This window comes from Xenorhabdus entomophaga (genome assembly GCF_037996725.1).
In the GTDB taxonomy this organism is placed as follows: domain Bacteria; phylum Pseudomonadota; class Gammaproteobacteria; order Enterobacterales; family Enterobacteriaceae; genus Xenorhabdus; species Xenorhabdus khoisanae.
In genome coordinates this window covers 1-11,025 of the sequence record NZ_JBBMXH010000123.1, presented here as the reverse complement: position 1 = coordinate 11,025, position 11,025 = coordinate 1, and the positions used below count along the sequence as shown (strand labels likewise).

Here is an 11,025-nt window from a genome sequence, read left to right as displayed (position 1 = left end):
CCATAGAATGCAAATGTCAGATTGCGATGCGCCTGTTAGGGCGCGGCTGGTAAGAAAGCCTTATAGGCGCATATGAAAAACCCCCGGCTATGCCGGGGGATACTTATTTTTATTCATAATATTAACAGTGAGTTAGTTCATTTATAAAGTCAGTTATTTTCCAATTTAATTTAACTGGATTTAGAAGGTCCCATTTATTTGGTTAATTTAACCCGAAATATCGAAAAAATATATTTTTTGAAGAATGAAAATGAAAAGTTAATTTTCTAATGTTTTTTACAGCAAAAAAGAAATTACAGCTCATTACAAATAACAACCTATTAACACCTAGTAAACCAGATTGAAATAATAGCCGCAAAGCTTAACAAAGCAAGTAAAAAATTGACTAAAATCAAGTTATTACTATGGAATATATTGGCTAAACTTGATTAAATTGATCTAAGATATACAGATATTAAGCTGGGAATACACGGCATTGTTGACCTATATTCAGATTTCTAAGCTGAATCACGTAAAATTTATTTATTGTGTGTAAATATAGGCGTAATATTATTGTGGTATATACTGAATCTTTGATTTCGTTAATAATTCATTATTGTGTTTGAGGCATTTATTGCTGGTAGTTACGAGACTTCCGTTTTACGAAGTCAGGTTGCCGCAAGTCGGTGTCCTTCCTGCTAGGAGCAAGGAGTCAAGATGTTTGATATTGTCGAACTGTCACGATTACAGTTTGCCTTAACTGCCATGTACCATTTTCTGTTCGTACCATTAACGCTGGGCATGGCGTTTTTGCTTGCGATCATGGAAACGGTATATGTCCTTTCTGGTAAACAAATCTATAAAGATATGACAAAATTCTGGGGCAAGTTATTCGGTATTAACTTTGCTCTGGGTGTCGCAACGGGCTTGACCATGGAGTTCCAGTTCGGAACTAACTGGTCATATTTCTCACACTATGTTGGTGATATTTTCGGCGCGCCGCTGGCCATCGAAGGTTTGATGGCATTCTTCCTCGAATCCACATTCGTTGGTCTGTTTTTCTTCGGATGGGATCGTCTGAGTAAGAAACAACATTTGGCGGTTACCTGGCTGGTTGCATTAGGCTCTAACTTCTCTGCATTGTGGATTTTGGTTGCGAATGGTTGGATGCAAAACCCGATTGCATCTGATTTCAATTTCGAAACCATGCGAATGGAAATGGTGAGCTTCAGTGAACTGGTACTTAACCCGGTTGCTCAGGTGAAATTCGTTCATACTGTTGCTGCTGGTTATGTTACAGGCGCTATTTTTGTATTGGGCATCAGTTCTTATTATCTACTGAAAGGGCGCGATTTTGCATTTGCCAAACGCTCTTTTGCAATTGCCGCAAGTTTTGGTATGGCTGCAATACTGTCTGTCATTGTTCTGGGTGATGAATCCGGATATGAGATGGGGGATGTGCAGAAAACCAAGCTGGCAGCGATTGAAGCAGAATGGGAAACTCAGCCACCTCCAGCTTCATTCACGTTGATTGGGCTTCCTGATCAAGACAAAATGGAAAATAAATATTCCATCCAAATTCCTTATGTCTTGGGATTGATTGCTACCCGTTCTACAGATACCCCCGTTGTTGGCCTGCGTGATTTGATGAGTCAGCATGAACAACGTATCCGTAACGGAATCAAGGCCTATGAACTGCTGGAAGAGTTGCGTTCTGGCAACATTGATCCAAGTGTTCGTAGCGCATTCAACGAAAGCAAAAAAGATCTTGGTTACGGCATGCTCTTGAAACGTTATACCGAGAACGTAACTGATGCGACAGAAGAACAGATTCAAGCTGCGGCGAAAGATTCTATTCCTCGTGTAGCACCGCTCTATTTTGCATTCCGTATCATGGTTGCTGCTGGTTTTATCATGCTGCTGGTTATCGGTCTGTCATTCCTGAGTGTTATCCGCAACCGCATTGGTCAGTATAAATGGTTGCTGCGTGCTGCACTGTTCAGTATTCCATTACCATGGATTGCCGTTGAGGCTGGCTGGTTTGTTGCAGAATATGGCCGTCAGCCTTGGGCAATTGGTGAAGTTCTGCCAACCGCGGTTGCCGCTTCAACACGCAGTGTTGGCGATCTCATTTTCTCAATGGTACTGATTTGTGGTCTGTACACCTTGTTCTTGATCGCGGAAATGTTCTTGATGTTCAAATTTGCCCGTCTCGGCCCAAGCAGCCTGAAAACAGGGCGTTACCACTTTGAACAGAAAACAGTTTCTTCAGCGAACAATATTGAGTAAGCAGGAGTCCACTTATGCTTGATTATGATGTATTACGATTTATATGGTGGCTGCTGATTGGTGTGTTACTGATCGGTTTCACAGTGACTGATGGTTTCGATATGGGGGTTGGTATCCTGCTGAGAATCATCGGTAAAAATGATACCGAACGCCGCATCATGATTAACTCAGTTGCCCCACACTGGGATGGTAACCAAGTTTGGCTAATTACCGCTGGTGGCGCTTTGTTTGCTGCATGGCCAATGGTATATGCAGCTGCTTTCTCCGGTTTCTATGTGGCAATGATTCTGGTATTGGCCGCGCTGTTTTTCCGTCCGGTCGGTTTTGACTACCGCTCTAAACTGGAAAGTAGCAAATGGCGCAGTATGTGGGATTGGGGGCTGGTTATTGGTAGCTTCGTGCCTGCTTTGGTTATCGGTGTTGCATTTGGTAACTTGTTGCAAGGTGTTCCTCTGGCTGTGGACTCCTATCTGCGTGTTTCCTATGAAGGTTCGTTCTTTGGTTTGTTGAACCCTTATGGTCTGTTGGCTGGTGTGATCAGCCTGATGATGATCGTGACACAGGGTGCGACTTACCTGCAAATGCGTACAATGGGTGAATTGCATCTGCGCTCCCGCACTGCAACTCATGTTTGTGCAGCGATAACGTCAGTTGCATTCCTGTTGGCTGGTGTATGGCTGATTTATGGCATTGATGGCTATGCCATAACAGGTGGCCTGGACGTAAATGCGCCATCTAACCCGCTGCATAAAGAAGTTGTTCAGCAGGCAGGTGCATGGCTGACTAACTTTAATAACCATCCGATTTTGTGGGCAATACCGGCGTTGGGTGTTTTTCTTCCTCTGCTGACTATGTTGGCAACCCGGTTGGATAAAGGTGCTTGGGCATTCCTGTTTTCATCATTGACGGTCACTTGCATTATCCTGACTTCAGGTATTGCGATGTTCCCATTTGTGATGCCATCAAGTCTTGACCCGAATATCAGCTTGACTATGTGGGATGCGACATCCAGCCAGTGGACGTTGCAAGTTATGTTCGTTGTTGCGCTTATCTTTGTTCCTATTGTGTTGTCTTACACCATTTGGTGTTACTACAAAACTTTTGGGCGTTTGGATAAGAGTTACATTGAAAACAACAAACACTCACTGTACTAAGGAGCATAGGCATGTGGTATTTTGCTTGGATTCTCGGAACGCTCTTGGCTTGTAGTTTTGCTGTTATTGCAGCCTTGGCTCTTGAGCACAATGAATCACAGAAAGCGACTGAGAGTGACAAAAAATAATGTTGGCTGATAAATGCTACCAACTTATGGATAAGGGCTTATTGAGGGCCCTTATCCTCATCATGGCCCTGACTCTTGCTTTATGTGTGTTCTGGGAACCGTCACGTTTTGCGGCCAATACCAGTTCATTGCAGATATGGCAAGGTATCTTATTGATTTGGGCTGTCTGTTCTGGTGTCACGTTTGGTGTCGGATTTCACCCTAAGCGAATCATTTGGCGTCTTTTTTTTCATCCGTTACCCGCATTTTTCATTCTTCTTTTTGGCTTATATCATTTCTTTAAGTAAACTAATTATAATTTTATAGGTCGTTGGCCTATAAATTTTTTTTATTAGCGGTCATTCCAAAGCGCTACTGTCTTGAGTATAGTGACAGCGTCAATTCGCCTAATTAGGATTATATGAGTAATATGTTATTCCGTTGGCCGATCCGTGTTTACTACGAAGACACAGATGCTAGTGGTGTGGTTTATCACGCTCGCTATTTGGCTTTTTACGAAAGAGCCCGTACCGAAATGCTGCGTGAAAAAGGTTTTCACCAACAGTATATGTTAGATAAGCAGGTTGGTTTTGTCGTCAGCCGCATGACTATTGACTATCGGAAAACAGCAAAACTGGATGATCAGTTGGTTGTTGAGAGCGAAATTACGAATATTCGTGGCGCTTCTCTGACATTTATTCAACGAATTGTTGATTGCAATGACGTAGTTGTCAGTAGCGCAGAATGTTTAGTTGTCTGCGTGAATTCATCTCAAATGAAGCCTATTGCGCTTCCAAAGTCTATTGTCGCGGAGTTTAAGCAGTGACTGACATGAACATCCTTGATTTATTTCTTAAGGCAGGCTTTTTAGTGCAGTTGATCATGTTGATTCTGATCGGCTTTTCTATCGCCTCTTGGGCAATCATTATCCAACGAACAAAGATTCTTAATGCCGCCAGCCGTGAAGCGGAAGCATTTGAAGATAAATTTTGGTCGGGTATTGAATTATCTCGTCTTTATAAAGAAAGTCAGTCACGCCGTGATTCGTTAAGTGGTACTGAACAGATTTTCCATTCTGGCTTTAAAGAATTTGCCCGTTTACATCAGGCAAATAACCATGCACCAGAAGCTGTTATCACAGGGGCTTCCCGTGCCATGCGTATCTCGTTAAATCGTGAATTGGAAACATTGGAAAACCACATTCCGTTTCTGGGAACCGTGGGTTCCATCAGCCCTTATATTGGTTTGTTTGGTACGGTTTGGGGGATCATGCATGCCTTTATTGCCTTAGGCGCAGTAAAGCAGGCAACATTGCAAATGGTTGCTCCCGGTATTGCAGAAGCTCTGATTGCAACAGCTATTGGTTTGTTTGCCGCAATTCCTGCGGTAATGGCCTATAACCGTTTGAACCAGCGTGTCAACAAACTAGAACAAACTTACGATAACTTTATGGAAGAATTTTTGGCCATTCTGCACCGTCAGGCCTTTGCTTCCAATACCAACAAATCGTAACAGAGAGTAAGGGGTAATCAGCGAATGGCGCGCACTCGTAGTCGCAGACGTGAGCTAAAATCCGAGATCAATATCGTCCCCTTGCTGGACGTGTTGCTGGTATTGTTGCTGATCTTTATGGCAACAGCGCCGATTATCACGCAAAGCGTAGAAGTCGATTTACCTGAAGCGGTGGATTCAAAAACAGTTTCCAGTTCTGATAATCCACCGGTCATTGTAGAAGTTTCTGGGGTAGGGCAGTACAACATGGTCGTTAACCAGGAACGTTTAGAATTGTTACCTGAGCAGCAAATTGTTGCTGAAGCTCAAACCTTGATGAAAGCCAATCCGAAGACGGTTTTCCTGATTGGCGGCTCTAAGGATGTTCCTTATGATGAAATCATCAAGGCACTGAACATGCTTCGTCAGGCGGGTGTAAAATCGGTGGGGTTAATGACCCAACCTATTGGGGCCTGATGGCTGCTATCACTTAAAGTTTCTGGATGTCGAGTGTGGGAAAGACAAGCGAACAAAACAATAAGCTGAATCGAGCCATTATTATTTCGGTAATATTGCACATTATCCTGATCGGGTTTCTGATTTGGGGTTCTTTGGTGCAAAAAACAGAAATGGGGGGCGGTGGAGCGGATGGTGCTGTTATTGATGCGGTTATGGTCGATCCGAATGCGGTTGTCCAGCAATATAACCAGCAACAGCAGCAGCAGGCCAATGCAAAGTTAGCTGAGCAGCAACGGAAGAAAAAAGCTGAGCAACAGGCCGATGAATTGCGGGCGAAACAAGCTGAGGAACAGGAACGCTTGAAGTCGGCTGAAGAAGAGCGAATTAAAGCACAACAAGCAGCCGAAGCTCAGAAAAAGCAGGCTGATGAAGCTGCCACAAAAGCGCGTGAAGATCAGAAGCTGGCTGATGCCGCCGCTGCTAAAGCGCGTGAAGAGCAAAAACAGGCGGAAGAAGCAGCCGCAAAAGCACAGGCAGATAAAGAAAGGATTCTGAAAGAACAAGCTGAAGCTCGACAGAAAGCAGAAGCACAAGCGAAGAAAGAAGCCGAAGAAGCAGCAAAACGTAAAGCGGCTGCTGAGGCAAAAGCTAAAGCGGAGGCTGAAGCTAAGGCAGCGGCGGAAGCAAAAGCAGAGGCAGAAGCTAAAGCTAAGGCAGCAGAAGATGCAAAAGCCAAGGCCGAAGCGGAGGCTAAAGCAAAGGCAAAAGCTAAGGCTAAAGCAGAAGAAGCAAAACAGGCCCAAGCAGTTAATGATTTGCTGGGTGGTCTGACATCCAACTCGCCTAAGCAGGGTGGGGCGGTTGCTGCTGGGAAAAGTGGCGGTAAGAAAAGCGGCCCTTCTGATGCGGATATCAATAATTACAAAGGGCAGATTCAGGCTGCGATCCAGAGTAATTTTCGCGATCCAGACTTGTATATCGGTCGTACCTGTGAATTAAAGATAAAGCTGGCATCAGATGGATTGTTGATTGATATCACAACAGGGGCTGGTGATCCCGCACTGTGCAGAGCGGCGCTTGCTGCTGCTAATCAGACGAAAATGCCACGTCCACCAAGCAAAGAGATTTATGAGCATTTCAAGAGTTTCACACTAGACTTTAAGCCGAAGTAAAGTAAATATTTGGTGGAAAAGCGTTATTTACTAGGTGAACCTTCGAATAATTTATATGTACAAACAAAATTATCAGATTTTATTTAGGTATCTAGTTTTGTTTGTTGGCGTTTGTTAGAATCCGGCGATTATTGCGGGCAGATAAAGAGATCGCGATAAGGGAGAGATAATGAAGCAAACTTTTAAACAAATGTTTAAAGTCGTATTGGGCTTTCTGATGGTGTGGGCAGTAGCTGCTCATGCAGAAGTTCGCATTGAAATTACACAGGGTGTTGATTCTGCCCGTCCTATTGGGATTGTCCCATTTAAATGGACTGGTGCAGGGGAAGCTCCGGAAGCGATCGGTTCAATTATTGCGGCGGATTTGAGAAACAGTGGAAAATTCAATCCCATTGATCCTACTCGTATGCCGCAACAACCGGCAACCGCATCAGAGGTAACGCCTGCGGCATGGTCAGCACTGGGCATTGATTCAGTGGTTGTTGGACATATTCAACCCAGCGCTGATGGTAAGTTTCTTGTTTCGTACCAGCTTGTCGATACCGCTGGTGCGCCGGGAACGGTATTGGCACAAGAACAATTTCCAATTGAACAAAAATGGCTGCGCTATGCAGCACACACAGTCAGTGATCAGGTATTTGAAAAACTGACAGGCATTAAAGGTGCATTTCGTACCCGTATAGCTTATGTTGTCAAAAATACTGGTGCGGGCAAGTACCCGTATGAGCTGCGTGTTTCTGATTATGATGGTTATAATCAATTTACCGTACATCGCTCACCAGAACCTTTGATGTCACCAGCATGGTCACCGGATGCTTCCAAACTTGCTTATGTTACATTTGAAAGCGGTCGTTCTGCACTGGTGATTCAAACACTGGCAACGACGGCTGTACGTCAGGTAGCCTCTTTCCCTCGCCATAACGGAGCACCTGCATTCTCCCCGGACGGGACTAAACTTGCCTTTGCATTATCTAAAACAGGCAGTTTGAATCTTTATGTGATGGATTTAGCTTCTGGTCAAATCCGTCAGGTTACTGATGGCCGCAGTAATAATACTGAGCCAAGCTGGATGCCGGATAGCCAGACTCTGGTCTATACCTCCGATCAGGGTGGGCGTCCGCAATTATACAAAATCGATATTAATGGCGGTGCTCCACAACGCCTCACTTGGGAAGGATCACAGAACCAAGATGCAGATGTTAGCTCTGACGGTAGTTTTATCGTGATGGTTAGCTCGGCAAGTGGCAGTCAGCATATCGCCAAGCAGGATCTGGCAACGGGATCTGTCCAAATTTTGACAGATACGTTTCTAGATGAAACGCCGAGTATCGCACCTAATGGCACTATGGTGATTTATAGCTCCACTCAAGGGTGGGGAACTGTATTGCAGCTAGTTTCGACTGATGGGCGTTTCAAAGCGCGTCTTCCGGCTACCGATGGACAGGTCAAATTCCCTGCCTGGTCGCCGTATCTGTGATGCATAATAATATGTATGGCAAACTATAAAAGGATCAAAGAGATGCAACTGAACAAAGTGCTAAAAGGGCTGATGTTAGTTTTACCAATCATGGCCGTAGCAGCGTGTAATAATACCAAAAATGGCAACAATGATCAGTCTGGTGTAGGCACTGTTGATAATTCTTCTAAAGCAGCAGGTCTGTCTGCTGAAGAATTAGCACGTCAGCAGATGCAAGAGCTGCAAAACAACAATATCGTATACTTCGGTTTCGATAAGTACGATATCAACAGCGAATTTGCTCAGATGCTGGATGCACATGCAGCATTCCTACGCACTAACCCATCTGTTAAAGTCACTATCGAAGGTCATGCAGACGAACGTGGTACTCCAGAGTACAATATCGCTCTGGGTGAGCGTCGTGCGAATGCAGTGAAAATGTACCTGCAAGGCAAAGGCGTTTCTGCTGATCAACTCGCTATCGTTTCTTACGGTAAAGAAAAACCAGCTGTACTTGGCCATGACGAAGCAGCATACGCGAAAAACCGTCGCGCTGTAGTCGTATACTAAGAGTAAAGCATGAACAGTAACTTCAGACGTTATGTGTTGGGTCTGTCGTTATTGGTTGGCGTAGCGGCTCCTTGGGCCGCTACTGCCCGAGCGCCAATCAGTAATGTAGGCTCAGGCTCCACCGATGAGCGCCTCTCCCAATTAGAGCGTATTTCTGACGCTCACAGTCAATTATTAACTCAGCTCCAGCAACAACTTTCTGATTCTCAACGTGATATCGATACACTCCGTGGTCAAATTCAGGAAAACCAATATCAGTTAAATCAGGTTATTGAACGCCAGAAAGATCTTTATTTGCAGTTGGATAAGATTACTAATCCATCAGGTGCGGAAGGTTCAAATTCAGAAAGTAATAACGCTACCTCTTCGACACAAACCGAGAATAAACAGCCTGCTTCGCCAGCGGGTTCGAGAAGTGAGAAAGGGGATTATGATGCTGCTGTCTCTTTGGCTATTAACACCAAAGAGTATGACAAGGCGATTGCTGCATTCCAAAATTTCGTTAAAGCCTATCCTAAGTCCAAATATTCGTCGAATGCTAATTATTGGTTAGGGCAGTTGAATTACAACAAAGGTAAGAAAGACGACGCGGCATATTATTTTGCTACTGTCGTGAAAGATTATCCTAAGTCACAAAAAAGCAGTGATTCCCTGTATAAAGTGGGTTTAATTATGCAGGAAAAGGGGCAAAAGGATAAAGCGAAAACGGTTTATCAGCAAGTTGTTAAGCAATATTCGGGTACTAATGCGGCTAAAATGGCTGAAAAAAAGCTTTCTGGGATGTAATAATTATCCCCGAAAGGTCACTTATCGGTCTTTTGGGGGATAATTGTCTGATTAATAGGCATTTAAACCAATTTTTTAAAATAAACGTTGCGCCGCGCTGAGAAATCAGTAATATATGCCGCCGTTGGCAGAGATAACTGCCAAACAGATTTAGATGGGTCGTTAGCTCAGTCGGTAGAGCAGTTGACTTTTAATCAATTGGTCGCAGGTTCGAATCCTGCACGACCCACCATCTAAATCCTCAAACCAAGCACTTCTTAGATGGGTCGTTAGCTCAGTCGGTAGAGCAGTTGACTTTTAATCAATTGGTCGCAGGTTCGAATCCTGCACGACCCACCATCTGAATGATAGTCTGAAATAAATTTTTTATAGTCAAAAAATTTTATTATCTACCAATTAGTAGCTCGGCTAACTATCTTAGCTTTAATATATCTCCCATCTTCTTTTCGTTCATAAGCCACTGCTTCTATTATTTTACTGGGTGGGATCTTGCGTAATGCCATCCATTCTTGTTGCCTGTTTATAAACCCTTCCATATGTAGTAACGCGGTATTACTTGTATTAAAAGTGTACTGCATGGGAGATGGTTAAGTGTTTGTTGAATATTATTTATAAATCCGCTATCTTGTTTAGTATGCAAAACACCAAAAAGAAAAATAGCTCATTTATCTTGTAATTTGACGTTTGTTGTATAGATATACTAAACATAACTTATGGTAAGGATAAGAAAGCATGGATTTTTTCAACATTAATAACATATTAGTACACATCCCATTAGGAACAGGTGGTTATAACCTTTCATATATTGAAGCGATAGGTACGATAGCGGGTTTATTATGTATCTGGCTCGCCAGTCAGGAGAAAATCATCAATTATGTATTTGGGTTAATTAATGTCTCACTATTTGCTGTAATCTTCTTCCAAATTCAACTCTACGCCAGTCTCATCCTGCAAATCTTTTTCTTCGCTGCTAATATCTACGGCTGGTACGCTTGGAGCCGGGTTAATGATCAAAAGCAAGTAGAGCTTAAAATTCGTTGGCTTAAACCCAAACAGATGATCATGGTTGCTACGGCTTGCATACTGGCCATATTGATTATGACGTTCAATATCGATCAAATCTTTGGCTATATGGCAAAAATTGTAGTTCTTGCCTTACAGGGCATGGGTTTCAATATTATTATGCCTGACTTGCAGCCTGATGCTTTCCCATTCTGGGATTCAGTAATGACAGTATTATCGATAGTGGCAATGATACTGATGACTCGTAAGCATGTGGAAAACTGGCTGATATGGGTCATTATCAATGTCATCAGTATTGTAATTTATCGTCACCAAGGCGTTTTGGCGATGTCGTTGCAATATATTATTTTGACGGGTATTGCATTGAATGGTGCACATTTGTGGATTAAGGCAGCCAAGCATGACGGATAGTTGTTTAAATAAAACTTAAATTAACGCGATGCTCGACTTTTATGATGAGTTGAAATGACATAGCCGCTCCTTTATAACTTTAAGTCGTCAAAAATAGAGAAATAAAGGAACAAAAGGCTATGTCACAG

12 protein-coding genes and 2 tRNA genes are annotated in these 11,025 nt (G+C 43.3%); all 14 read left to right on the top strand.

What is annotated here, in order from left to right:
- Positions 1 to 696: 696 nt before the first annotated feature.
- Positions 697 to 2,268 (top strand): cytochrome ubiquinol oxidase subunit I, encoded by a 1,572-nt coding sequence (cydA, locus tag AAC854_RS19385; RefSeq protein ID WP_340618542.1) that lies wholly within the window; start codon positions 697 to 699, stop codon positions 2,266 to 2,268.
- 14 nt (positions 2,269 to 2,282) lie between these two features.
- Positions 2,283 to 3,422, top strand: coding sequence for a cytochrome d ubiquinol oxidase subunit II (gene cydB / locus AAC854_RS19380; RefSeq protein ID WP_340618541.1), 1,140 nt, complete (start codon positions 2,283 to 2,285; stop codon positions 3,420 to 3,422).
- Positions 3,423 to 3,433: 11 nt separating this feature from the next.
- Complete coding sequence (cydX, locus tag AAC854_RS19375; protein ID WP_072061423.1) at positions 3,434 to 3,550, top strand: cytochrome bd-I oxidase subunit CydX; 117 nt, start codon at positions 3,434 to 3,436, stop codon at positions 3,548 to 3,550.
- Entirely contained in the window at positions 3,550 to 3,837 is a 288-nt protein-coding gene (gene ybgE / locus AAC854_RS19370; protein WP_340618540.1) for a cyd operon protein YbgE, read from the top strand. The genes cydX and ybgE overlap by 1 nt, the downstream gene beginning before the upstream one ends.
- A gap of 113 nt (positions 3,838 to 3,950) precedes the next feature.
- Positions 3,951 to 4,355 carry a tol-pal system-associated acyl-CoA thioesterase gene (gene ybgC / locus AAC854_RS19365; RefSeq protein ID WP_340618539.1) on the top strand — a complete coding sequence of 135 codons (405 nt, stop codon included), beginning with the start codon at positions 3,951 to 3,953 and terminating at the stop codon, positions 4,353 to 4,355.
- Positions 4,352 to 5,041: a Tol-Pal system protein TolQ gene (gene tolQ, locus AAC854_RS19360; RefSeq protein ID WP_047963194.1), complete on the top strand. Its 690-nt coding sequence runs from the start codon at positions 4,352 to 4,354 to the stop codon at positions 5,039 to 5,041. Before ybgC ends, tolQ begins: the two co-directional genes overlap by 4 nt.
- 24 nt (positions 5,042 to 5,065) lie before the next feature.
- Positions 5,066 to 5,497, top strand: a complete 432-nt coding sequence (tolR, locus tag AAC854_RS19355) for a colicin uptake protein TolR (protein WP_047963193.1) — start codon at positions 5,066 to 5,068, stop codon at positions 5,495 to 5,497.
- 35 nt (positions 5,498 to 5,532) lie between these two features.
- Positions 5,533 to 6,651 (top strand): cell envelope integrity protein TolA, encoded by a 1,119-nt coding sequence (gene tolA, locus AAC854_RS19350; protein ID WP_340618538.1) that lies wholly within the window; start codon positions 5,533 to 5,535, stop codon positions 6,649 to 6,651.
- A 190-nt stretch (positions 6,652 to 6,841) separates the two neighbouring features.
- Positions 6,842 to 8,128, top strand: coding sequence for a Tol-Pal system beta propeller repeat protein TolB (tolB, locus tag AAC854_RS19345; protein ID WP_422824108.1), 1,287 nt, complete (start codon positions 6,842 to 6,844; stop codon positions 8,126 to 8,128).
- A gap of 42 nt (positions 8,129 to 8,170) precedes the next feature.
- Positions 8,171 to 8,677 carry a peptidoglycan-associated lipoprotein Pal gene (gene pal / locus AAC854_RS19340; protein ID WP_340618536.1) on the top strand — a complete coding sequence of 169 codons (507 nt, stop codon included), beginning with the start codon at positions 8,171 to 8,173 and terminating at the stop codon, positions 8,675 to 8,677.
- Positions 8,678 to 8,686: 9 nt separating this feature from the next.
- Positions 8,687 to 9,463, top strand: coding sequence for a cell division protein CpoB (gene cpoB, locus AAC854_RS19335; RefSeq protein ID WP_340618535.1), 777 nt, complete (start codon positions 8,687 to 8,689; stop codon positions 9,461 to 9,463).
- 156 nt (positions 9,464 to 9,619) lie between these two features.
- Positions 9,620 to 9,695 (top strand) — tRNA-Lys (locus AAC854_RS19330).
- A 31-nt stretch (positions 9,696 to 9,726) separates the two neighbouring features.
- Positions 9,727 to 9,802 (top strand) — tRNA-Lys (locus AAC854_RS19325).
- A 393-nt stretch (positions 9,803 to 10,195) separates the two neighbouring features.
- Positions 10,196 to 10,897, top strand: coding sequence for a nicotinamide riboside transporter PnuC (gene pnuC / locus AAC854_RS19320; RefSeq protein ID WP_340618534.1), 702 nt, complete (start codon positions 10,196 to 10,198; stop codon positions 10,895 to 10,897).
- Positions 10,898 to 11,025 lie beyond the last annotated feature (128 nt).